Source organism: Micromonospora sp. WMMC264 (genome assembly GCF_027497275.1).
Classification (GTDB): Bacteria; Actinomycetota; Actinomycetes; order Mycobacteriales; family Micromonosporaceae; genus Micromonospora; species Micromonospora chalcea.
In genome coordinates, this window is record NZ_CP114907.1 from 4061342 (window position 1) to 4083909 (window position 22568).

The 22568-nt window shown below is 73.5% G+C and carries 18 protein-coding genes and 5 tRNA genes; 8 read left to right on the plus strand and 15 right to left on the minus strand.

The features are described from left to right. Positions 1-47 precede the first annotated feature (47 nt). From O7542_RS17490 to O7542_RS17500, 3 genes are all read right to left on the minus strand, one after another. Entirely contained in the window at positions 48-1646 is a 1599-nt protein-coding gene (locus O7542_RS17490; RefSeq protein ID WP_281604903.1) for a PKD domain-containing protein, read from the minus strand. 204 nt (positions 1647-1850) lie between these two features. Next, positions 1851-1922, minus strand: a tRNA-Val gene (locus O7542_RS17495). 11 nt (positions 1923-1933) lie between these two features. Next, a tRNA-Gly gene (locus O7542_RS17500) sits at positions 1934-2006 on the minus strand. Positions 2007-2165: 159 nt separating this feature from the next. On the opposite strand from O7542_RS17500, the gene O7542_RS17505 reads away from it, so the two are divergent. Continuing rightward, positions 2166-2411, plus strand: coding sequence for a DUF6458 family protein (locus tag O7542_RS17505; RefSeq protein ID WP_158559994.1), 246 nt, complete (start codon positions 2166-2168; stop codon positions 2409-2411). A gap of 76 nt (positions 2412-2487) precedes the next feature. Here O7542_RS17505 and O7542_RS17510 read toward each other — a convergent pair whose 3' ends face one another. The 6 genes from O7542_RS17510 to O7542_RS17535 form a co-directional block, all read right to left on the minus strand. Continuing rightward, the gene (locus tag O7542_RS17510) at positions 2488-3171 is read right to left on the minus strand and encodes a hypothetical protein (RefSeq protein WP_166457079.1); all 684 of its coding nucleotides are present in this window, start codon (positions 3169-3171) and stop codon (positions 2488-2490) included. Between the two features lie 96 nt (positions 3172-3267). Beyond that, positions 3268-4653: a helix-turn-helix transcriptional regulator gene (locus O7542_RS17515; protein WP_205798030.1), complete on the minus strand. Its 1386-nt coding sequence runs from the start codon at positions 4651-4653 to the stop codon at positions 3268-3270. A gap of 124 nt (positions 4654-4777) precedes the next feature. Further along, positions 4778-5596 (minus strand): isocitrate lyase/phosphoenolpyruvate mutase family protein, encoded by an 819-nt coding sequence (locus O7542_RS17520; RefSeq protein WP_064447195.1) that lies wholly within the window; start codon positions 5594-5596, stop codon positions 4778-4780. 111 nt (positions 5597-5707) lie between these two features. Further along, a tRNA-Val gene (locus O7542_RS17525) sits at positions 5708-5782 on the minus strand. A 12-nt stretch (positions 5783-5794) separates the two neighbouring features. Continuing rightward, a tRNA-Cys gene (locus O7542_RS17530) sits at positions 5795-5865 on the minus strand. 34 nt (positions 5866-5899) lie between these two features. Beyond that, positions 5900-5972, minus strand: a tRNA-Gly gene (locus O7542_RS17535). A 275-nt stretch (positions 5973-6247) separates the two neighbouring features. Between O7542_RS17535 and O7542_RS17540 the strand changes: the two genes are divergently transcribed. Then, the gene (locus O7542_RS17540; protein ID WP_069089527.1) at positions 6248-6850 is read left to right on the plus strand and encodes a TetR/AcrR family transcriptional regulator; all 603 of its coding nucleotides are present in this window, start codon (positions 6248-6250) and stop codon (positions 6848-6850) included. A 39-nt stretch (positions 6851-6889) separates the two neighbouring features. On the opposite strand, the gene O7542_RS17545 is transcribed toward O7542_RS17540, so the two are convergent. Further along, positions 6890-7717, minus strand: coding sequence for a hypothetical protein (locus O7542_RS17545; protein ID WP_064447271.1), 828 nt, complete (start codon positions 7715-7717; stop codon positions 6890-6892). A gap of 189 nt (positions 7718-7906) precedes the next feature. Between O7542_RS17545 and O7542_RS17550 the strand changes: the two genes are divergently transcribed. Together O7542_RS17550 and O7542_RS17555 are read left to right on the plus strand one after the other, a co-directional pair. Then, positions 7907-8575 (plus strand): 50S ribosomal protein L11 methyltransferase, encoded by a 669-nt coding sequence (locus O7542_RS17550; protein ID WP_043325583.1) that lies wholly within the window; start codon positions 7907-7909, stop codon positions 8573-8575. Between the two features lie 9 nt (positions 8576-8584). Further along, complete coding sequence (locus O7542_RS17555; protein ID WP_187694071.1) at positions 8585-9748, plus strand: cytochrome P450; 1164 nt, start codon at positions 8585-8587, stop codon at positions 9746-9748. 61 nt (positions 9749-9809) lie between these two features. On the opposite strand, the gene bioD is transcribed toward O7542_RS17555, so the two are convergent. Next, complete coding sequence (bioD, locus tag O7542_RS17560; RefSeq protein WP_069089410.1) at positions 9810-10538, minus strand: dethiobiotin synthase; 729 nt, start codon at positions 10536-10538, stop codon at positions 9810-9812. Next, on the minus strand, positions 10535-11671 hold the full coding sequence (locus O7542_RS17565; protein WP_281604904.1) for an 8-amino-7-oxononanoate synthase: 1137 nt from the start codon (positions 11669-11671) through the stop codon (positions 10535-10537). Before O7542_RS17565 ends, bioD begins: the two co-directional genes overlap by 4 nt. A 156-nt stretch (positions 11672-11827) precedes the next feature. Here O7542_RS17565 and bioB point away from each other — a divergent pair, with 156 nt between their 5' ends. The 3 genes from bioB to O7542_RS17580 are packed head-to-tail and all read left to right on the plus strand — an operon-like array spanning position 11828 to position 13556. Then, positions 11828-12823: a biotin synthase BioB gene (gene bioB / locus O7542_RS17570; RefSeq protein ID WP_281604905.1), complete on the plus strand. Its 996-nt coding sequence runs from the start codon at positions 11828-11830 to the stop codon at positions 12821-12823. A gap of 7 nt (positions 12824-12830) precedes the next feature. Continuing rightward, positions 12831-13046, plus strand: a complete 216-nt coding sequence (locus O7542_RS17575) for a hypothetical protein (RefSeq protein ID WP_113973396.1) — start codon at positions 12831-12833, stop codon at positions 13044-13046. Between the two features lie 3 nt (positions 13047-13049). Continuing rightward, positions 13050-13556 carry a GNAT family protein gene (locus tag O7542_RS17580; RefSeq protein ID WP_043325589.1) on the plus strand — a complete coding sequence of 169 codons (507 nt, stop codon included), beginning with the start codon at positions 13050-13052 and terminating at the stop codon, positions 13554-13556. 68 nt (positions 13557-13624) lie between these two features. Here O7542_RS17580 and O7542_RS17585 read toward each other — a convergent pair whose 3' ends face one another. Next, positions 13625-16078 carry a non-reducing end alpha-L-arabinofuranosidase family hydrolase gene (locus tag O7542_RS17585; protein ID WP_281604906.1) on the minus strand — a complete coding sequence of 818 codons (2454 nt, stop codon included), beginning with the start codon at positions 16076-16078 and terminating at the stop codon, positions 13625-13627. A 209-nt stretch (positions 16079-16287) separates the two neighbouring features. Then, complete coding sequence (locus tag O7542_RS17590; protein ID WP_281604907.1) at positions 16288-19167, minus strand: glycoside hydrolase family 9 protein; 2880 nt, start codon at positions 19165-19167, stop codon at positions 16288-16290. Between the two features lie 428 nt (positions 19168-19595). Here O7542_RS17590 and O7542_RS17595 point away from each other — a divergent pair, with 428 nt between their 5' ends. After that, a complete protein-coding gene (locus O7542_RS17595; protein WP_043325594.1) occupies positions 19596-21161 on the plus strand; it encodes an aldehyde dehydrogenase family protein in 1566 nt (521 codons plus the stop codon). 177 nt (positions 21162-21338) lie between these two features. Here O7542_RS17595 and O7542_RS17600 read toward each other — a convergent pair whose 3' ends face one another. Continuing rightward, positions 21339-22514 (minus strand): GNAT family N-acetyltransferase, encoded by a 1176-nt coding sequence (locus tag O7542_RS17600; RefSeq protein WP_240925447.1) that lies wholly within the window; start codon positions 22512-22514, stop codon positions 21339-21341. Between the last annotated feature and the right edge of the window lie 54 nt (positions 22515-22568).

Genomic DNA, 22568 nt, shown 5'->3' on the forward strand with positions numbered 1-22568 from the left:
GGCACCCCGCACCAACGGGGTGCCGGCCTTTTCGCGTACCCGACGGGTCAGGCCGGGGGCAGGACGAACGTCCACGTGGTGGTGGTCGTGCTGGCCGCGGCGCCGGTGGCGGTGAGCCCGCCGTAGCTGCCGGTCGGCACGCTGCTCGCCGAGTCGGCGAGCAGGCCGGCCACCCGGCCGCCGCCGGTCTGCGAGGTGTTGCTGCGCACCGCCACGCCGGCCGGCGGGGTGAGCGCGGTGGAGGTGCTGTCGCCGTGCAGCCAGTACGACACGGCCCAGCTCTGCGCCGCGGTCACCGGCGCGTACGGGGTGATGCGGGTGGCGGTGCTCGCCGGATCGGTGGCCCGGGTGAAGACCGGCGCCCCGGGCGCGACACCCCGGTACGCGGCCAGCACCAGGTTGCCCTTCGCCTGACTGTCCAGCGTCACCCGGACAGCAGTGCCCGCGTCACCGGCCCCGGCGGTCTTCCACCAGGCGGTGGTGGTGGCGAAGCCGCCGTCGAGGCGGTCGAGCCTGCTCCAGCCGGTCACGCCGGCCGGCTCGCCGGTGCCGGTGTGCGTGTTCTGGCTGAGCAGAAGCAGCAACATGTCACCGGCCTGCACGCCCGCCGGGACGGTCACGGTGTGGCTGGTCCAGTTGGCGTTCGCGGTGGCCTGGCCGACGTACGAGATCCGCTCCGGTACGGGCGCGACGGTAACCTCGACGGTCGCGGTGCCGGTGGCGCCCCGGTCGTCGGTCACGGTGAGCGTGACCGGGTAGGTGCCGGCCGCCGCGTACGTGTGGGACGTGGTCGGTACGGAGGCGGTGCCGGTGGTGTCGCCGTCGCCGAAGTTCCAGCTGTGGTCCTGGATCGCGCCGTCGGCGTCGGTGGAACCCGCGCCGGTGAACGTGCACACCAGCCCGGAGCAGGTGGGCGTCAACGCGGCCACCGGTGCCTGGTTCGCGGGGCCGCCCGATCCCTTCAGGATCTTCACGTAGTCGATGTCGCCGGCGAAGTAGTCGCAGGTGACCTTCGTACCGTCGCACTGGCTCTTGCCGCCGACGGACAGCGGCCAGGTGTTCGCGATGGTGCCGGTCGGCCCGTTGAGGCGGCTGGTCCGCACGCCGTCGACGTACATCTCCACGTACGCGGAGGTGCGGTTGCAGGTGATCGTGTGCCACTGGCCGTCGGAGATCGGCACGTCGGTATAGCCGGTACGGGAGGCGCCGTCCGCGCCCCGGAACAGGCACTTCGGCTTGCCGTTCGGGGCCTCGAACTTCCAGTAGCCGCCGGCCGTGTTGCCCTGTCCCTTCTGGAGGATGTTGCCGAAGGAGTACGTGGTCCGGTAACGGATGGTCACCGAGAAGTCCCCGGCGTCCGGGTTGAAGTCGGTGGTGTGCGGCACCAGGTCGACGTGGCCCGGGACGTACTCCTTGTCGGTGGGTAGGTGCGTGGCGAAGCGGTGGCCGGTCGCCCCGGCGTAGAGCGCGCCGGTGACCACCTCACCGCCGATCGTGCCGTGGCGGCCGTTGCCGCTGTAGTCGGTCAGCACCGTCGACGACGACGCCGGCTCGTCCATGCTGTAGAACGCCACCGTCCGCGTCGCGGTGGCCTGCGCGGGCGCGGCCGATACCGTCACCCCGGCCGCCGCGACCACGGTCGCCACCCCTAATCGTGCGGCCGTCCGCCGCCACCGTCCCCGCTCGATCGTTGCCATGTGACCGCCTCCCTGCGCATCGGGCCTCACAGTGACACGCGCGGTGGCGGCGGCAGAATAATCCGCACGGTGGACCTGGGAGACCGATGTAGCCGGTGCCGGCTGTCCGGTGGGAGACGACCGCCTGTCGACCGGCGGCGTGGTGACTCTCGGTGGGCGATACTGGGTTTGAACCAGTGACCTCTTCCGTGTCAAGGAAGCGCGCTCCCACTGCGCCAATCGCCCGGGCAATCGCGAGCGGACGACGGGATTCGAACCCGCGACCCTCACCTTGGCAAGGTGATGCGCTACCAGCTGCGCTACGTCCGCGTGCCGCCGGTTCGCGCCGGCGACGGGGTGAACTCTACCCGATGCCAAGATCGCCGTGCGGCAGACCCCCGCCGCGCCGGGTGGCCGTGTGGTTGCGCCGCTCACCGCCGGGGTACTGAGGCCGGTGACAGCACAACCATCCCCCCGAAGGAGGCTGTCGTGGGTATCGGTACGAGCATTTTCCTGATCGCGGTCGGCGCGATCCTCACGTTCGCGCTCAACGCCAGCGTCGGCGGGGTCGACCTCGACGTCGTCGGCTGGATCCTCATGGCGGCCGGCGTCCTCGGCCTGATCATGACCACGCTGGTCTGGGGTCGGCGCCGTCAGGTGGTCGCCACGACCGCCGACGAGCCGGTGGAGTACCGCCGGGTCGAGGAGCGCCGGGACGTCGCGCCGCCCATGTGATCGTGAGCGGGGCCGACGGAGCTGATCGGTCCCGGGACCGGACCGGCCGGATCGAACATCCGGCCGGTCCGGTCTGCTATGCCCGCTCGCCGTCGGGGGCGGCACCGTCGGTGGCGGCGCGCAGCCCGTACCAGCCGATCGCGGCCACCAGCGCCACCTGCGCCAGGTAGCTCGCGACGACCACCGCACGAGCGGCGTCCTGCGGCACCAGCACGAACGCCACCACGTAGACGAGCGCGGCGACGACCAGCGGACGCGGCATGGTCCGGCCGATCAGGATCCCGACGAGCGCCAGGACCATGCCGAGGACGATCGCCACCTGGCTGCCGAGGACGGCCGGGAGCAGCCCGTCCAGTTGGTCGTTGAACACGTCGAACAGCGCCCGTCCCTGCGCCTCCGGCACGACCGCCGGATCGGCGGCGTAGGCGAACGGCAGCACCTCCGCGGTGATCGCCAGCGCGAACACCACGCCGCCGAGGCCGGCCAGGAAGGCACCCACCAGGTTCAGCACGCCCGCGCGGCCCCGGGCCAGCCCGACGATGAACACCGCCGCGGCGATCCAGGACACCGCGTACGCGGGCCCGCCCAGGTAGAGGTTCATCGGCCAGTACGCGGACCCCAGCTCGCGGACGTCGTCGTAGTGGATCGCGCCGTCGAACGGCGGCTCCCACAGCATGAAGACGGTCCGTCCGGCCAGGGACGCCAGGAGCAGGACGAAAAGGGCGACGAGCGCGGCACGGCGCAACTTCGGTACGGGCACGGTGAGAGCCTCCGTCGATTCAGGTGTCGCCCCACCGTGCCGAGGTACCGCCCGCGCGGGCATCGGCCTCAGCACCTATCTTCGGAAAATCCCTGCTCAATGCGACTGTCGGGCGTGCTCCAGCCAGATCCGCGCGGCCCGCACCCGACGGTTCGTGGCGCCGCCGGGCGTCAGGTCGAGCTTGACGAAGATCGCGCGCAGATGGGCGTCGACGGTCCGCTCGGAGACCACCAGCTGCGCGGCGATCCCCGCGTTGCTGGCGCCGTCGGCGAGCGCGGCGAGCACCTCGCGTTCACGCGCCGTCAGCCCGCCGACCGACACCGGGCCCGCGGCATCCACAACCGCCGTGGCCGGGGCCGCCGGCTCGATGACGTTCGTCGTCTCCGCCGCACCGCCTCCCGTCGTACCCTCTGCGCCGCCTCGCGGCGTCACCGGCGCTGTCGGCGCGGCGGTGAGCAGCGCCGCCAGCCGGCCGGTGCCGGCCCACGCCCCGCCGACGACGGCGACGGTCAGCGCCGACACGACCAGGGCGACCGAGGTCGGGCCGAGGGACGTCCCGGGAGCGGCCACGAGCGTGCCGACGCCGACCACCAGCAGGGCCGCGGCGGCCAGGCCCGCGCCGCGCACCACGGCGCCGACCCGGCGCGGCTCGGTGGCGCCGCGGGCGGCGGTGACCGCGCACGCGGCGGCGAACACGGCGGCCCCGGCCAGTGCCACCAGGAAGGCGACCGAGCCCAGCGACGGTTCGACGTCGCCGGGCGTGCGGGCGACGGCGAGCAGCAGGCAGAAGACGACTGTCAGCGGCGCGGCGGTGGTGGCCGCCGCGGCCACGCCGAGTCGCGCCCGGACGGCGTGGTGCGATCCGAGAGCGGCCCGCCAGAGCGTCACCGGGAGCAGGAACAGCGCCACCGCTGCCAGCAGGGTGACGGCGGCGCCGACCGGCGCGAGCGCGGTACGCCAGGACTCCGCGGCGATCGTCGGAACCCCCGCGAACGGCTGGGTCGCCGTGGTCAGCAGCGCGTTGACGAGCGTGGCCACGCCCAGGGTGAGGCCCACGAGCCGGTGCGTCCACGGGACGGCGTCGCCGGTGCGGACGGCGGCCGAGGCGGTCAGCTGAAGGAGTGCCAGCGGCGGGATCCACGCCGAGTTCCACGCCGCGACGGCCGGCCCGGCCCACGGATGCCCGGCCGCGACGGCGGCCACCGCGACGACGGCGAGCGCCAGGTACGCCAGCAGCGACGCGGCGAGCCCCGCCGCCAGCCGGCCGGCGGCCCGGTGACCCGACCGGCTGAGCCGGAGCGCGGCGAGCGCGGTGACCACGGCTGCCGTCGCGAGGGCCACGGCGCCGACCGGGTCGCTCGCGAAACCGCCGTGCCCGGCCGCGCCCAGGACGGCGAGCGCCGCGACGCCGAGGGTCGCCGTGGCGGCGATGAGGACGGGCAGGCTCCGCAGCGCGGGCACCGGGCGGACGCCCGCCGTCATCCGTGGTGATCCCGTCGGGACGGGCGCCGGGGACAGCCGGTCGCCGTCCGCCGGCTCGGACGCGGGACAACGGCCACCAGCACATTCAACCCGGTCCCCCGCCCGAGGTCGATCCCGTGGCCGGTCAGTCGCGCATCAGCTCGTTCAGCTCGCCGAAGTCGAGCCCGCCGGCGAGCGCCTCGTACGTCCCGGCGCCGAACACCTCCGCCGCCGCGCGCCGGACCACCGCGTACGCCGTCTCGGCCAGCGCCGGGCCGAGGCTCACCCGGGCCACCCCGAGCCGCGCCAGCTCGGCCACCGGCGGCGCGCCCGGCCCGGCCAGCACGTTCAGCGGGGCCGGGATCGCCGCCGTCAGCGCGGCCACCGTCTCCGGCTCCACGGTTCCGGGTACGAAGATCCCGTCCGCGCCGGCGGCCAGGTACGCCTCGGCGCGCTCGACCGTTTCCGGTACGCCCCCGGCGCCCCGCAGGTACGTGTCGACGCGGGCGTTGACGTACAGCGGGATGCCGGCGCGGTCGGCGGCGGCCCGGACCGCGGCGAGCCGGGCGACCTGCTCGTGGATCGGGCGCAGCGGACCGCCGCCGTCGTGCCGGGCGTCCTCGACGTTGACGCCGACGGCTCCGGCGGCGAGGACGGCGGCGACGGTCTCGGCGACCTGGTCGGGGTTGTCGCCGTACCCGGATTCGATGTCGGCGGTGACCGGAAGGCGGACCGCGTCGGCGACGCGGCGGATGACGTCGACGGCGGTGTCGCGGGCGAGCAGGTCGCCGTCGGGGGCGCCGCGACTCCAGGCGACGCCGGCGCTGGTGGTCGCGATCGCGTGGGCGCCGGCCGCGGCGACGAGCCGGGCGCTGACCGCGTCCCAGGCGTTGGCCAGGATCAGTGGGTCACCGGGCCGGTGCAGGGCGCGGAAACGCTGGGCTCGGGTCTGTTGATCGTCCACCGGGCCAGTCTGGGTGGGGCACGCGGGTGCGGCAATGGCCAGCGGCGCGGCACTGGACTGATCGATGGCGACGAGAAAGGCCGTGTCGAATGATCGACACGGCCTTTCCGCTGGTGGGCGATACTGGGTTTGAACCAGTGACCTCTTCCGTGTCAAGGAAGCGCGCTCCCACTGCGCCAATCGCCCTCGTCTACTGCGAGGTGGAGACGGGATTTGAACCCGTGTACACGGCTTTGCAGGCCGTTGCCTCGCCTCTCGGCCACTCCACCGAGGTTGCCCCCGAACTGCGTGGCGGCATCTCCGAGCGGACGACGGGATTCGAACCCGCGACCCTCACCTTGGCAAGGTGATGCGCTACCAGCTGCGCTACGTCCGCACGCCCCCGGTGTTATCCGGTGACGGATGAGAACTTTAGCCGAGCCCGGGAACGGTTGCCAAATCGGGTTCCGTTTCCGGCGCGTCCGGTGGTGGCGGACCCCGCTCCCCCTCGGCTTCCTAGGAGCCTGGGTGGCTTCCGTCCGGGAGCACCGGCGAGCGCTCCCACCTGCGGAAGCAGACCGGCGCGTCGAGTGTCCGGCATCCGACTGCCCGCCCGCCGACCAGCCGCTTCGGTAACTCCCCGTGGTCATGCGGATGGGTTACCGTAACGCCGTGACGAGACGAGCCGCCGAGATCCGCCTGGACGCGCTGCTGCGTACGGCCTGTGAGGTGATCGCGGAACGAGGGCTCGCCAACACCCGCACCGCCGACGTGGCGGAGGCCGCCGGGGTGAGCCAGGCCCTCGTGTTCTACCACTTCGCCACCAAGGACCGACTGCTCGCGCAGGCGTTCGCGTACGCCGTCGAGCAGGACCTGGCCAAGCTCGACGCGGTGCTCCGCTCCTCCGCGCCGCCGCTGGCGAAGCTGCGCCGCATGCTGCGCCTGTACGCGCCGACCGGCCGGGCCACCTCCTGGTCGATGCGCATCGACGGCTGGGCGGAGTCGCTGCGTACCCCGGAACTGGAGAAGCTCTCCCGGCGGCTGGACCTGCGGTGGCGGCAGGACCTGGCCGCGCTGATCACGGACGGGGTCGCCGAGGGCACGTTCGACTGCCCCGACCCGGCCGGCGCGGCCTGGCGGATCAGCGCGGTGATGGACGGCCTCGCGGTCCAGCTCGCGGTGCACGAGCGGGTGATCACGCGCCGCCAGATCGCCGAGTGGATCCGCCTCGTCGCCGCCCGCGAACTGGGCCTCGAACCCAGTCAGCTCGACTGACCGGGCCCCGCCCCCGGCCCGCGCGGGCGGGTCCGCCGGTCAGGGCCAGGTCGGGCGGGGGCGCTCGAAGGGCGGTGGCAGGGTTTCCGGTTCGGTGACGGCGGCCGGGCGCAGCAGGCGGCGCATCCGCAGCAGCAGCCCGGCGCCGAGGAACAGCAGCAGCCCGCCGAGCAGGAACGCCGCCTGCACGAGGCCGAAGCCGCCGCTGTCCGCGACCGGGCGTCCGGCCACACCACCGGGCGGCGGCGGCTCCACCACTGCCGCGTCGGTCGGCTCGTCGGTCACCGGGTCGTCGGTGGGTGGCTCCTCGCTCGGCGTCTCCGAGGGCTCCGCGCTGGTGGGCGCCGGCGTCGGCGAAGCCTCCTCCCCCACCACCTCACGCGAGGCGGTCCGCCGGGCCAGCAGCCGCAACTGCGGGTCGTACGCCTCGGCGGCGAAACTCACCCGGCCGCGCGCGACGTCCTCGGCGAACGCCACCCGGTAGCGGGCGGTCACGGTCCGGCCCGGGCAGAGCACACCCGGGTCGAGTTGCCGGTCGGTGAGCCGGGCGGTGTCTCCCTCGGTGCGGATCTCCAGCGGGAACGACCCGCTGTCCTCCACCCGGTCCACCTTGAGCTGGTCCAGCCGCAGGCCCTGCACCCGCACCAACATCGACCAGCGCACCTTGACACAGCCGCCCCCGTCGGAGCGGGACACCACGGCGGACAGCGTCTCCACCCGGTTCCCGGCGGTGAACTCGTCCGGCAGACCGCTCAACTCGGTGGAGAAGGCCGCCGCCGCCCGCGCGGGCAGGGCTCCCCCGTACCCGGTCCCGGCCACGAAGGTCAGCACCAGTCCGATCCGTAGCGCGTGCCGCCACCCGCTCACCACGCCTCCTCACCCTCGGTCGTGTCCACAGGCAACGCTAGGAGCGCGCCGGGCACGCCGGTAGACGGGCGTGTTCGCATCCAACGCCACAACACGGGGGCCATTTCACCGAGCGTGGTGAACCGGTCACGGTCCCGCCGCGACACGCCCGGGATCGGGCCCGGCCGGCGGGTGGGACACAATTCTCCGGTGTCCGAGCTGTCCGCCGCGTTCGTCCGGCTGCACGCCCGCCTCGCCCCCGTGGCGTTCGTACCCGAGGTGCGCCTGCACCAGGCCGACGAGCCGATCGGCCTGTGGGAGCTGACCGAGGGCGAGTTTCGCAGCGCCCAGCCGCCGCCGTTCTGGGCGTTCGCCTGGGCCGGCGGGCAGGGCCTGGCCCGCTACGTCACCGACCACCCCGAGGTGGTCGCCGGCCGCCGGGTGCTCGACCTGGCCTCCGGCTCCGGCCTGGTCGCCATCGCCGCCGCCCGCGCCGGCGCGGCCGCCGTCCGGGCGGTCGAGGTGGACGAGCGGGCCGTCGCGGCCGTCGCGCTCAATGCCGAGGCCAACGGGGTACGCGTCGACGCCGAACTCGGCGACATCCTCGACGCCGACGCGGGCGACGCCGAGGTGGTGCTGGCCGGGGACGTCTTCTACAGCGAGGCGATGGCCCGCCGGATGCTGCGCTTCCTGCTCCGGGCCGCCCGTTCCGGCGCCCGGGTGCTGGTGGGCGACCCGGGCCGGGCGTTCCTGCCCCGCGAGCGTTTCCACGAGCTGGCCGCGTACGACGTGCCGGTGTCCGAGGCGCTGGAGAGCGTACGGGTGAAGCACACCACCGTGTGGGAGCTGGACCCGAACCCGCCCGGCGCCCGCCGCTAGCGTTACCGCGTGCTGTTCCGGGGCTGGGGGGCGTCCGTCGACGGGCAGTGGCCGGACACGGCCACCGTTGTCGACCACGTCGGCGTGCCACACCTGGTGGTGACCCGGCACGCGCTCGTCCGCCGGGTGCTCACCGACCCGGTGACGTTCCGGCCGGACAACGCGCTCGACGCGGTCACGCCGATCCCGGTGGCCGCGCTGCGGGTGCTCGCCGGGCACCGGTTCCGGCTGCCGCCGACGCTGGCGAACAACGGCGGCGCCAGCCATCCGGAGATCCGCGGCATCGTCGCCGACGCGCTGCACCCGCACCGGGTGGCCGCCCAGCGCCAGTGGCTGACCGGGCTGGTCCGGGAGCGGGTGGCCGGGCTGGCGGCGACGCTGGACGCGGGCCGCCCGGTCGACCTGTACGCCGGGCTCGCCGCCGACCTGCCGCTGCTGGTGCTGGCCCGGCTGGTCGAGCTGCCGGACGCGCCGGTCGGCGCGGTGAAGGACTTCGCCCGGGCGGCGCTGGAGCTGTTCTGGGCGCCGCTGGACTCCGCCCGGCAGCTCGCGCTGGCCGCCGAGGTGGGCCGGTTCCACACCGTGCTGCGCGAGTTCGCCGCGACCGGGGGCGGGCTCGCCGCGCGGCTGCGCGACGCCGGGCACTCCCCCGACGTGGTCGTCGGCGCGCTGTTCTTCCTGCTGGTCGCCGGCCAGGAGACCACCTCGCAGTTCCTGACCCTGCTGCTGCACCGGCTGTCCGGCGAACCGGCGGTACGGGCCGGCCTGCGCGCGGGCACGGTCGCCGTGGACGACGTGGTCGAGGAGGGGCTGCGGCTGGAGCCGCCGATCGTCACGTGGCGGCGGGTGGCGGCGGTCGACACCACGCTCGGCGAGCTGCCGGTGGCGGCGGGCACCAGCGTGGTGGCCTGGCTGGCCCGCGCCGGGCGCGACCCGTCGGTGGTCGGCGCGCCGGGTGAGTTCCGCCCGGGGCAGCCCGGCTCGCGGCGGCACCTGGCGTTCGGCGCCGGGCCGCACCGCTGCGTCGGCGCGCAGCTGGCCCGGATGGAGGCGGCGGTGGTGGTCGCCGAGGCCACCGCGCTGCTGGACGACGTGACTGTGGTCCGTCCACCCTGGTGCCCGGACAACCTCACGTTCCGGATGCCCGACGCGTTCGTGGTCCGCCGCGCCTGAATCCTGCGGGTGTTAACAGGGGGCCCTTCCTCTATCGGAGGCGTTAATAAGGGGCCCTTCCTTACTCCTCGGCCCAGGCGCGCCAGTCGTCGAGCACGCCGTACAGGGCGGGGGTGAGCCACCCGGGAGCGGACCTGCGGAACACGCCGGGGTCCATCCCGCCCGCGCCGGCCGGTACCGCGCCGAGCAGGTTCGGCACCAGCTCGGACAGGTTGAGCCAGTGCACCAGCTCCGGTTCGGCCGGCCAGGCGCCGATCACCACGCCGGCCGGTACGGCCCGCCGCTCCAGCGCCTCCAGCGTCAGCGCGGTGTGGTTGAGCGTGCCGAGTCCGGCCCGCGCCACCACCACCGCGGGCGCGCCGAGCGACACCGCGAGGTCGGCCACCGTCCACGGCTCGCCGGACGGGCGCAACCCCATCGGTACGAGCAGCCCGCCCGCGCCCTCGATCAGCACCAGGTCGTGCTTGTCCGCCTCCTCGCGGATCGCGTCGACGGCGTTGTACAGCTCCAGCGGCGGCAGGTCCGCCACCCGGGCCGCGGCCAGCGGCGCGAGTGGGTCGGGATAGCTGGCGAGCGTCCGGCCGGTGAGCGGGGCGGCCAGCCGGGTCACCGAGTCGACGTCGCCGGGCTCGCCGGTGGCCGTACCGGTCTGGCCGGGCTTGACCACGGCGACCCGCAGCCCGGCGGCCTGCGCGGCGGCGGCGACGGCGGCGGTCACCACCGTCTTGCCGATCTCGGTGTCGGTGCCGGTCACCAGCACCGGCCCGGTCCAGGCGTCGCCGAGGCTCATGGCGCACACTCCACGATCACGTCCAGGGCCCGGTCGAAGTCGGCCCGGTCCACCCCGGCGCTGACCGTGAGGCGCAGCCGGGAGCGGCTGTCCGGTGTGGACGGCGGACGGAAGCAGCCGACCGCCACACCGCGCTCCCGGCAGGCGGCGGCCCAGGCGGTCGCCGCCTCCGGTCCGGGCGCGGTCACCGAGATCACCGCGCCGTCCGGGGCGGACACGGACAGCCCGGCCTCGCCGAGCCGGCGCACCGCCGTCGCGACCCGGTCGGCCAGCTCGGCGCGCAGCGCGTCGCCGTCGCGGGCCAGGCGCACCGCGGCACGTACCCCGGCCACCACGGCGGGCGGCGGCGCGGTGTCGAAGATGAACGTGCGGCCGGTCTCCACCAGGTGGCGGACGAACTCGGCCGGCCCGGCGACCATGCCGCCGGCCCCGCCGAGCGCCTTGGACAGCGTCGCGGTGACCACCACGTCGGGCGCGCCGGCCAGCCCGGCGGCGGCCACCCCGCCGGCCCCGGCCGGGCCGGTGACGCCGAGCGCGTGCGCGTCGTCGACGAGCAGCAGCGCGCCGTGGCGGCGGGCCACCTCGTGCAGCTCCGCGAGCGGGGCCAGGTCGCCGTCGACGGAGAAGACCGACTCGGTCACCACCACGGCCGGGCGGCCCGGCGCGGCGGCCAGCGCCGCGGCCACCGCTGCGACGTCCGCGTGCGGCGTCACCAGCGTCTCGGCGCCGGAGATCCGGCAGCCGTCGATCAGCGAGGCGTGGTTGTGGGCGTCGGAGACGAGCAGCGTACGCGGCTGCGTCAGTCCCCGGACGGCGGCGAGGTTGGCCAGGTAGCCGGAGGAGAACACCAGCGCCCGGTCGACGCCGAGCCAGTCGGCCAGGTCGTCCTCCAGCGCGTGGTGGGCGTCGGTGGAGCCGCGCACCAGGCGTGACCCGGTGGCGCCCAGCCCGTACGCGGACAGGGCCTCCGCGGCGGCGGCGGTGACCTCCGGGTGGGTGGCCAGGCCGAGGTAGTCGTTGCCGGCCAGGTCGACCACCGCGTCGTCGGCGGCCCGGGGACGCAGCGTGCGGGTGAGTCCCGCCCGGGCCCGCAGCTCGGCGCGGCGGTCCAGGGCCGCCAGCCAGTCCGCCACCGTGCCGTCCCCTCCCGCCGACCACCGCCCCGCCGGGCGCTTCCGCGGGGCGAAGTTACCACCCGTCCCGAGGGCTCCGGCGTGGCGCGGTCCCGGCTCGCCGGGGCTGCTGGCGGCGGTTTCCCGGCCCCTCGGTGGCCTGTTAGGTTACGAGCCATGCCAGAGATCCTCGACCAGGCCCGGGAGCGGGTGCTGGGCAACGGTGTCGGCCTCGACGAGGCCGGTGTCCTCGCGGTGCTGAACCTTCCCGACGAACACCTGCCCGCCGCCCTCCAGCTCGCGCACGAGGTCCGGATGCGCTGGTGCGGTCCGGAGGTCGAGGTCGAGGGCATCGTCTCGCTGAAGACCGGCGGCTGCCCGGAGGACTGCCACTTCTGCTCGCAGTCCGGCCTGTTCACCTCGCCGGTCCGGTCGGTCTGGCTGGACATCCCGGCGCTGGTCGAGGCCGCGAAGCAGACCGCCGCGACCGGGGCGACCGAGTTCTGCATCGTGGCCGCCGTGCGCGGTCCGGACGCCCGGCTGATGAAGCAGATGCGTGAGGGCGTCGCGGCCATCCGCGCCGAAGTCGACATCCAGGTCGCCGCGTCGCTCGGCATGCTCACCCAGGAGCAGGTCGACGAGCTGGTCGAGATGGGCGTGCACCGCTACAACCACAACCTGGAGACCTGCCGCTCCTACTTCCCGAACGTGGTCACCACGCACTCGTGGGAGGAGCGCTGGGAGACGCTGCGGATGGTCCGCGAGTCGGGCATGGAGGTCTGCTGCGGCGGCATCCTCGGCCTCGGCGAGACGGTCGAGCAGCGGGCCGAGTTCGCCGCGCAGCTCGCCGAGCTGGACCCGCACGAGGTGCCGCTGAACTTCCTCAACCCGCGGCCGGGCACGCCGCTCGGTGACCGTCCGGTGGTGGAGGGCAAGGACGCGCTGCGCGCCATCGCCGCGTTCCGGCTGGCCATGCCGCGCACCATCCTGCGGTACGCGGGCGGCCGCGAGCTGACCCTCGGTGACCTGGGCACCCGCGACGGTCTGCTGGGCGGCATCAACGCGGTGATCGTCGGCAACTACCTGACCACGCTGGGTCGCCCGGCCAACGCCGACCTGAAGCTGCTGGAAGACCTGAAGATGCCGGTGAAGGCGCTCTCGGCGACCCTGTGAGGCAGCGGTGACCGATCTTTCCCCCGCCCCGGCCGTGCCCGTGGCGCTGTGGTGCGACAGGTGCGGCGAGTCGGTGGCGGCCGGGCCGCATCCGGCGTGCGAGGCGGCCCGGGCGTGGGAGCCGCCGCGCTGGTGCGCGTCCTGCCGGCGGCGGATGAAGGTGCAGGTCGTACCGGCCGGCTGGTCGGCGGTCTGCGTCGAGCACGGCGAGCGGCGGGGCTGAGGCGTGCTGCGGGGGCGGGCGGTGACGCTGCGGCCGGTGACCGACGCCGACGTGCCCGCGCTGGCCGCGATCCGGGCCACCCCTGAGGTGCGCCGCTGGTGGCGCGGCGGGGACGATCTGGCCGAGTCGGTCCGGGCCGACCTGGCCGACGACGCGGTGACGATCTACGCGGTCGAGCACGACGGCCGGCTGGTCGGGGCGATCCAGTGGTACGCCGAGACCGACCCGGACTATCGCCACGCCAGCCTGGATGTCTTCCTCGACCCGGCGGTACGCGGCTCCGGGCTGGGCGGTGACGCGATCCGCACGCTGGTCCGGCACCTGATCGACGAGTACGGCCACCACCGGTTCACGATCGACCCGGCGGCGGCGAACACGGCGGCGATCCGCGCGTACGCGAAGGTGGGGTTCCGTCCGGTGGGCATCATGCGCCGCTACGAGCGCGGGGCGGACGGGCGCTGGCACGACGCGCTGCTGATGGATCTGCTGGCCGAGGACCTGGCCGGCTGAGCTGACGGACGGGCGTGCCCGGCACCACGCGGGTGCCGGGCACGCTCTCCGGTAACTGTGTGACGGTGTCAGCGCTGGAGGGTCAGCACACCCGGCCGCCACGGCAGCAGGTTGTAGTCGCCGCCCGCACTGGGGTTCTTGCCCTGGTACAGGAACTGCAGGTTGCAGGGGTCGATGGTCTTGGTCTGGTCGGGGTTGTTGCGGACCAGGTCACCGTGGCTGATGTCGTTGGTCCAGGTCGCGCCGCTGTTGGCCTTGCCGGCGAACGGGTTGCTCTCGGTGGCGGCCTGCGGGGTCCACGAGCCGCTCAGGCTGTTGGACGTGAACGACCGGAAGTAGCGTCCCTGGCTTCCGATCGCCTCGACGATCATCAGGTACTGGTTCTGGCCCGCCACCTTGTAGACCTCGACGCCCTCGAACAGGTTGTTCGTCGAGTCCGACATGATCGTCGTGTAGCTCGAGCCGAAGCTGCCCGGGAAGTTCCCGAGCGGCATGCTCGACCGGTAGATCTTGCCGTTGTCCCCGGCGAAGAACAGGTACATGTTCTGGTCGTCACCGATCAGGGTCTGGTCGATGACGCCGTACGGGGCGTCCGGCAGGGTGGCGGTGGACAGCGTCTGCGCCGAGGACCAGCCGTTGGCGTTGGTCGGGTCGCTCGACGTCTTGTAGCTGAACGAGGTCGGTCCCCACTGGTACGCCAGCACCCAGATGTTCTTCGGCGCGAAGTACAGCAGGGTGGGCGCCACGGTGCCCTGGCTCATTCCGTTCTGGCCGGCCGAGGCCATGTCGGACCAGTTGGTGAACGGGGTGAAGTTCATCGAGCTGTACTGGCCGCTGCTGTTGACGTACGACCCGTAGACCAGGTGCTTGCCGTTGTGGACGACGTTCGTGAAGTCCTTGAGCGAGACCCAGCCGTTCTGCGGGTTCGCCAGCGCGCCGGTCGACGACCACCGGTAGGTCGACGGGAGCGAGCAGCCGCCCGGCGGGGGCGTCGTGGTCGGCGGCGGCGTGGTCGGGGACGGCGAGGTGCCGCCACCGAAGTCGGTCCGCCACTGCTGGTTGGTCTGTCCGTGGCAGTCGTACAACTGGACCTGCTGGCCGTTGCCGGTGCCCCAGACGTCCAGGCAGCGACCGGACTGCACGCCGCTGATGGTGCCGTTGGAGTTGATGTTCCACTGCTGGTTGGACTGGCCGTTGCAGTCCCAGATGATGATTCCGGTGCCGTTGGCGGTGGCCGCGCCGTTCGCGTCGAGGCACTTGGTGCCGTAGACCATCAGCTGCTTGCTGGAGGTGTACGTCCACTGCTGGTTCGACTGACCGTTGCAGTCGTAGAGCTGGACCCGGGTGCCGTTCGTCTGGGTGGCGTTCGGCACGTCGATGCACCGGCCCGACTGCACGCCGACGATCCGGCCGGCGCCGCCGCTCGGCGGCGGTGCCGTGGTCGGGGTCGTGGTCGGGGTCGTGGTCGGCCCGGAGGTCGGGGCGGCCGCGTTGAGCGCGTTGAGGACCGAGTTGTACGCGGCCTTCTTGTTGCCTCCGCCGTCGAACAGCAGCGGGCTCTCGTTCGAGCGCCACGAGTCGCTGTCACGCACGCCCCACACCGTGATGCCGATGCAGCGCGGCACGTTGATGCACGCCTGCGTCAGACCCGCGTACTGGCTGGTCGAGGAGTTCGTGACGTCGACCTCGGTCAGCGCCACGTCCACACCCAGCGCGGCGAAGTTCTGCAGCGTGGTCTGGAAGTTGCCCGGCAGCGAGCTGCCGCCGGTGAAGTGGGTCTGCAGACCCACGCAGTCGATCGGGACACCACGGGACTTGAAGTCCCGGATCATGTTGTACACACCCTGCGTCTTGCCGTACGACCAGTTCTCGATGTTGTAGTCGTTGTAGCACAGCTTCGTCGACGGGTCGGCCGCCCGCGCGGTGCGGAACGCCACCTCGATCCAGTCGTTACCGGTGCCCTGCAGGTTCGACTGCCGACGGCTGCCGTCCTCGTTGAACGCCTCGTTCACCACGTCCCACGCGGCCAGCTTGCCCCGGTAGTGGGCCATCACACCGTTGATGTGGTCGATCATCGCCTGACGCAGATTGCTGCCGTTCAGACTCTGCATCCAGCCCGGCTGCTGCGCGTGCCACGCCAGCGTGTGGCCACGGACCTTCAGGCCCCGCTGGGTCGCCCAGTTGTAGATCTGGTCGCCCGAGTTGAAGTTGAACTGGCCGCGCTGGGGCTGCGTCGCGTCCGGCTTCATCTCGTTCTCGGCGGTGATCATGTTGAACTCACGCGCCGCGATCGTGCTGTACGTCGAGTCGCCGAGCCGGCCCGCCGCGATGGCGGTGCCGAAGTAGCGGCCCGACTGCGCGGCGGCCGCGCCCAGCGTGCTCGCGGCGGCGTTCGCCGCCGGCATCATCACCGCGACGGCGGCCACCGTCACGGCGCTGACCGCGCCGGCGAGCAGCGCTCGGACGGCTGGTGATCGCCGTCGCCGACTCCCGCCGCGATGAGCGGATGGGCTCATTGCCATCTTGGCCTCCTTACTGGCCAACACCCAGGCCGTCGGGGCGGGACGACTGGACGTTTCGGTTGGGGTATCTAGCTTTGTCGATGCTTCCACCACGCATCGGTGGGGACAATGGTGTTTCGGAAAAGTTTCGGAACGTTTTTGGCCGCGCGGGGCCGGGTGCGGCGTGGCCGGTCACACGGGGTGCGGTACCGGCCACGCCACGTCGACGGTCAGGCGACCGCGCAGGCGGTCCCGTTGAGCGTGAAGGTCGCCGGCCTCGGGTTCGAGCCGGTGTGGGTGCCGTTGAAACCGAAGCTCGTCGACGCCCCGGGCGCCAGCGTCCCGTTGTACGACAGGTTCGTCGCGGTCACCGCCGTGCCCGTCTGGGTCACGTTCGCCGACCAGGCCTGCCCGACCTTCTGCCCGGCGTTGCCGAACGTGAACGCCAGCGTCCAGCCGTTGATCGCCGTGGTGCCGGTGTTGGCGACGGTGATGTTCGCGGTGAACCCGGTGTCCCAGGAGTTCGCCGTCCAGGTCACCGCGCAGGTGCCTCCGGCCGGCGGCGCGGTGGTGGTCACCGTGACGCCGGGCGAGGCGGGTGAGACGTTCCCGGCCGCGTCCACCGCCACCACCGTGAAGGTGTACGTGGTGGAGGCGGTCAGCCCGGTCACCGCCAGCGTGGTGCCGGTGGCGGTGCCGACCAGGACGTTCCCGCCCCGGTAGACGCGGTACCCGGTGACGCCCACCGCGTCGGTGGACGGACCCCAGGTCAGCGTCAGTCCGGTCGGGCCGATCGCGGAGGCGGTGGGAGTGCCCGGCGCGGTCGGCGGGGTGGTGTCGGGCGCCGGGCCGGCCGGCGTGGTGACGCTGACCGCAGCCGACGACGCGGATCGGTTGCCGGCGCCGTCGAGCGCCCGCACGGTGAACTGGTACGTCCGCTCGGGTGCCAACCCGGTCACGGTGAGGGTGGTGCCGGTCGAGGCGGTGACGACCGGGTCGGCGCCGGCCGAGGTACGGGTCACCTCGTACCCGGCCAGCCCGCTGCCACCGGTGTCGGTGGACGCGGCCCAGGTCAGCGTGAGCCCGCTCGACGTGACGGCGGACGCGACCGGGGTGCCGGGCACTGTGGGCGCGGTGGTGTCCGGGGTGACCGGCCCGGGCTCCTCGCCCCAGACCCGTACGCCGCCGGAGTAGAGCGGCACCTTGCGGTTGGGCCCGGCGGTGGCCTGGTACGACGGGTCGTTGGTCGGGTCCCAGGTGCCGCCCTCCGGCACGCCGATCTTGAACTGCACCTCCATCCGGTGCTGGGACTGCCCGGCGGGCGCGATGGTGTAGCCGGTGCAGTCGACTTCGACGTACCAGATGTCGCCGGAGAACTGCTTCGCCGTCGACGGCGACGGGCAGCCCTGGGTGTAGCCGGGGGTGACGGTGACCGGTCCGGTGCCGTCGGGCCGGAAGAAGTACCGGAACTTACCGGTGGTCAGCGCCCGGGCCGGGAACGCCGACTTGTTGTAGATGATCGCCTTCAGTCCGGTGGCGCGCGGCTCGGCCTGCATGACTGTGGTCTCCACGGTCATCTCGTCCATGTCGGGCGTCTCGGCGGACGGGAACCCGGCGCGCGGGCTGCCGCCGTACTCGTTGGCGAGCCGGGCCAGCGCGGAGGTGAAGCCGGCGTTGTAGTCGGTGGCCACCTCGTTCATCACGTAGTCGGACCGGCTGTCGGTGTACGCGTCGTTTGCCGATGACGGGCCGCCGACCAGCGCGCCGTAGAGCACGTGCCGGGTCTCGGTGGGCACGGTCTGGCTGTCCCACCAGGAGCCGTGCGCGGTGCGGTGGTGCGGGTTGCGCGGCGAGTTCGTGCCGAAGCCGATCTGGTAGCTGGAGTTGCGCGGGTTGTCGCCGAGCGCGTAGTTGATCTGCCGGACGGCGAAGTCGTGGTAGCGCGCCTTGCGCGTGGTGTCGGTGGTCTTGTCGCTGTAGACCAGCGCGGCGAACGCGGTGTTCGAGGCGTACCGCAGCGCGCCCCAGGAGTCGAGCACCGCCATCCCGCCGGGCGAGTACGGCACCCGCTGCCCGTTGACGCCCACCGTCCAGTAGTCCAGCCACCGGTTGGCGTCGTCGGCGTACTTCTGCTTGCCGGTCAGGTTGGCCAGCAGCACGTACGCGCCGAACTGCTTGTTGTCCCAGGCGATGGTCCACTTGTAGGAGCGGGTGGTGGACTGCGGCTCGGTGCCGAGCTTGTCGTACTCGCTCTCGGCCTTGGCCAGGTAGGTGGCGTCGCCGGTGGCCCGGTACAGCCAGATCGCGCCCCAGACCAGCTCGTCCTGGTAGCCGCTCCACGACTTGTAGAAGCTCGTCGCGTCGGTGATGCACTCGTGGTAGCTCTTCCGCACCGTGTCGGCGAACGTGTAGAGCTGCTTGGCGTGGCCGAGCAGCTTGTCCGCGTAGGTCGCGTCGGTGGGGCGGAACACCATGGACGAGGCGGCCATAGCGGCCGCCGTCTCCCCCGCCAGGTCCGCGCCGCCGCAGCTCGCGTCGATCTTGTACGCGGGCCGCGCCATCGGCATCACCTCGGCCGGGCCCCACCACTTGTGGTCGTCGTCGCCCTTGCCGACCTGTCCGTAGAGGACGTTCGGCGCGGGGTGCGCCTTGACGAAGTAGTCGTTGACGAAGCGCAGGTTGTTCAGCAGGTGGGTGAGCTGCCCGGAGGCGACGTAGCCGTCGCGGTACTCGACCGCGCCCCAGGCCAGCATGGTGGCGCTGAACGCCATCGGGAAGCCGAACTTCACGTGGTCACCGGCGTCGTACCAGCCGCCGGTGAGGTCGACGCCTACGTCGGCGCCGTCGGTGAGCGCCGAGTCGCCGCGCCAGGAGACGCGGTTCCACGAGGGCTTGGGGCCGGACTGCTGCGCCTCGTAGAAGAACAGCGACTTCTGCAACGCCTCGGCGTAGTTGAACGTGGCCGCGGCCTGCGCGGCGGGCACCTCGACGGCCGACGCGGGCGGCGCGGCGGCGACGGCCGTGGCCAGGCCGACGGCCAGCGCGGCGCCGGCGGCGAGCAACCGGCGCAGCCGCGACCGGCCTCCGGGCGGCGGTATCGGACGGGGCATGGCGAGCTCCTGTGGCTGGCGCCGCGCGGCAGCCGGAGCGGGGACGGCGCTCGGGGCTCCGGCTGCCGCGAGGCAGTGGTGGTGGGGTGACCGCAGGAGCCTCGGGAGCGCTCCCATGGATAAGCGACAATGTAATGCGCGGGCAACATGTTGGGAAGGCCACCGTCGGCGGGGCCCGCTCGCCGTACCGACGGGTAACAAACGGGAGCTGGATCACACCATCGATGCAGTTCGATATCGAGCCGACTCGTTCCCAGCTCAGCGGCATCGCGGTGACGACGAACGCGCCGCGGACGACCCCGTCCGGGCCGCCGCCGTCCTGGCATACGAGCGTACGGTTGCCCGCCCGCTCGGCACCGCGCGACAGTACGCCTCACCTGCGGTGCCATCGACGCCGCCGCTCCCCGGACAACCCTGAGGAGATCGCGATGGCTCTACGACTCGCCGAGGGCACCTCCTGGTCCGACACGCTCGCCCGGGCGGTGGCCGCCACCCCCGAGGCCTTCGACACCACCTCCGACGGCGTGCCCACGCTCCACAATCTCGTCCAGGGGCAGTGGCGCGCGCTCGGCACACCGGCGCCGGTCCGTACCCCTGTCGACAACACCGTCCTCATCCACCTGGCCCGGCTCGACGCCGAGGCCGCGCGCGGCGCGGTCGCCCACGCCGCGGCGGCGCACCGGGAGTGGGCGCAGACCCCGCTGGCCGAGCGCGTCGCCCGCGTCACCGACGCGCTGGACGCGCTCACCGGGCACCGCGACCTGCTCGCCCTGCTGCTGGTCTGGGAGATCGGCAAGCCGTGGCGGCTGGCCTGCGCCGACGTGGACCGGGCGCTGGACGGCGTGCGCTGGTACGTGGACGAGATCGAGCGGATGCTCGCCGACGGCCGGGAGCCGCTGCCCGGCCCGGTCAGCAACATCGCCTCCTGGAACTACCCGATGAGCGTGCTGGTGCACGCCGAGCTGGTGCAGTTGCTGGCCGGCAACGCGGTGATCGCCAAGACGCCGTCCCAGGGCGGCGCGGTCTGCCTCACCGTCGCCCACGCGCTGATGCGCCGCGCCGGACTGCCCGCCACCCTGCTGTCCGGCAGCGGCGAGGAACTGTCCGAGGTGCTCGTCCGCGCGCCGGAGATCGGCGCGGTGGCCTTCGTCGGCGGGCGCTCCAACGGCGGCAAGGTCGCCGCCGCGCTGCTCGACTGCGACAAGCGGCACTTCATCGAGCAGGAGGGCCTCAACGCCTGGGGCATCTGGAACTTCTCCCAGTGGGACTCGCTCGCCGCGCACCTGCGCAAGGGCTTCGAGTACGGCAAGCAGCGCTGCACCGCGTACCCCCGGTTCGTGGTCCAGCGCGACCTCGTCGACGAGTTCCTCGACATGTACCTGCCCGTGGTCCGCTCGATCCGCTTCGGCCACCCGCTCGCGGTCGACGAGACGTGGCGGGCCGGCGACCCGCTGCCGGAGCTGGACTTCGGTCCGCTGATCAGCGCCGCCAAGGCCGAGGAGCTGCGCCGCAAGGTCGAGGAGGCGGTACGCGGCGGCGCCGTACCGCTGCACCGGGGCAAGCTCGACGGCGCACCGTTCCTCGACGGGCAGGACACGTCCGCGTACGTCGCGCCCGCCGTGCTGCTGGCCCCGCCCGGCCGGTCCCGGCTGATGCACGCCGAGCCGTTCGGCCCGGTGGACACCATCGTGGTGGTGGACACCACCGACGAGCTGCTGGCCGCGATGAACGCCTCCAACGGCGCGCTCGTGGCGTCGCTGGCCTGCGACGACGAGGAGCTGGCCGGCAAGCTGGCGGTGGACCTGCAGGCGTTCAAGGTGGGCATCAACAAGCCCCGTTCCCGGGGCGACCGGGACGAGCCCTTCGGCGGCCGGGGCGCCTCCTGGAAGGGCGCGTTCGTCGGCGGCGACCTGCTGGTGCAGGCGGTGACGGTGGGCGGAGACGGCCGGCTCTACGGCAACTTCCCCGACTACAGCAGCTACCCCGCCACCTGATCCCCGCGAACACGGACGGGGCCCCCGCATCGGGGGCCCCGCCGTGTCACCGTCCCCCGCATCGGAGGTCGGTCCGGGTGGCGCGCGAACGCGCCGGTTGCGGCCCTCCGGCCGGACCCCTCGGGCGTGCCGCGCCGTTGCGGCTCACCTCCGGGGTCCGGCCGGACGGCCGTCAGCTCATCCCGGCCGCTGCGCCGGCACGACCGCGCCGGCACGCGCGCCGCTACCGGCCACCGCCGGTGCGCCGGTCACCGCTGGTGCGCCGGTCACCGCTGGTGCGCCGGTCACCGCGTCGCCGCCGGAGGCCGGCTCGCCCGTCGGCGGCGCGGGAACCAGCGGAAGCGTCGCGGTCAGCACCGCGCCGTCGCGTTCCAACGCCACCGGCCGGTCCAGGCGGCGCAGCGTCCGCAGCATCGGGGTGTTCTCGGCCTGCACGTGCAGCAGCACCGCGGCGTAACCGGCCCGGTCGGCGTGGCCGAGCAGGCGGCGCAGCAGCGCCGAGCCCAGGCCCCGGCGCTGCCAGTCGTCGCGCACCAGCAGCGCCGCCTCGGCCTCGTCGCCCTCCCCGAGCAGGTTCGCCATCGCCACGACCGGCTCCGCCGCCCCGCCGGAGCCCGCCGTCGCGAGCAGGGTCACGCCCCGGACCGGCTCCAGCAGCCGGCGCAGCCGCGCCGGCGCCGGGTCGGCCGCCCCGCTCAGGTAACGCCGCTGCCGGCTGCGCGGCGAGCAGGCCGCGTGCAGCTCGCGTACGCCGGGCACGTCCTCGGCCGTCGCCGCGCGCACCGACACCTCCCCGCCGTCGGGCAGCACCAGCGTGACCCGTTCGGTGTCCCGGCGGGCCAGCATGGCCGCCAGCTCGACCACTGCCTGCGCCCGGGCGTACTCGGCCGGGGTGAAGCTCGGCTCCCGGCGGCACAGCTCGTACGCCCCGCCCGACGGGTCCGCGAGCGCCATGGTCGTGCCGCCCACCCCGCCCGGTGCGGTGGCCGGAGTCGGACGCCAGGTCACGGTGTCGGCGCCGAGCAGCGTGCGCAGCGCCGCGCCGGTCGCCTCCGGGTCACGGGCCAGCCGTCCGGCGAGCCCGAGCACCCGGGTCGGCTCGTCGGCCAGCCCGCGCGCCTCGCTGCGCGCGACCCAGCAGTCCCGGCCCCGGCCACGCTCCACGGCGGCCCGCAGCTCCGCCTCGGTGACCTGCTCGGGCGCGTCGACCAGGAAGTCGTCGACCGCGCCGGCCTCGGTGGTGTGCACCTGCACGCTGAGGATGTTGACCCCGCGCAACGCGAGGCTCGCCGTGAGCACCGACAGGTAACCCGGCCGGTCGTCCACGGTGGCTCGGATCCGCCACAGCGCCATGGTTGTCTCCCTTCCTCGGCACCGACCATGCCGTGCCCCTGTTGCGGGCCCGTT

Bases quoted from the DNA above. Each gene is read 5' to 3' on its own strand.
- bioD (WP_069089410.1), bottom strand. From the start codon at position 10,538: ATGAGCCTCGGCGACGCCTGGACCGGGCCGGTGCTGGTGACCGGCACC.
- O7542_RS17585 (WP_281604906.1), bottom strand. From the start codon at position 16,078: ATGGCAATGAGCCCATCCGCTCATCGCGGCGGGAGTCGGCGACGGCGA.
- O7542_RS17515 (WP_205798030.1), bottom strand. From the start codon at position 4,653: ATGACGGCGGGCGTCCGCCCGGTGCCCGCGCTGCGGAGCCTGCCCGTC.
- O7542_RS17595 (WP_043325594.1), top strand. From the start codon at position 19,596: ATGGCTCTACGACTCGCCGAGGGCACCTCCTGGTCCGACACGCTCGCC.
- O7542_RS17590 (WP_281604907.1), bottom strand. From the start codon at position 19,167: ATGCCCCGTCCGATACCGCCGCCCGGAGGCCGGTCGCGGCTGCGCCGG.
- O7542_RS17600 (WP_240925447.1), bottom strand. From the start codon at position 22,514: ATGGCGCTGTGGCGGATCCGAGCCACCGTGGACGACCGGCCGGGTTAC.
- bioB (WP_281604905.1), top strand. From the start codon at position 11,828: ATGCCAGAGATCCTCGACCAGGCCCGGGAGCGGGTGCTGGGCAACGGT.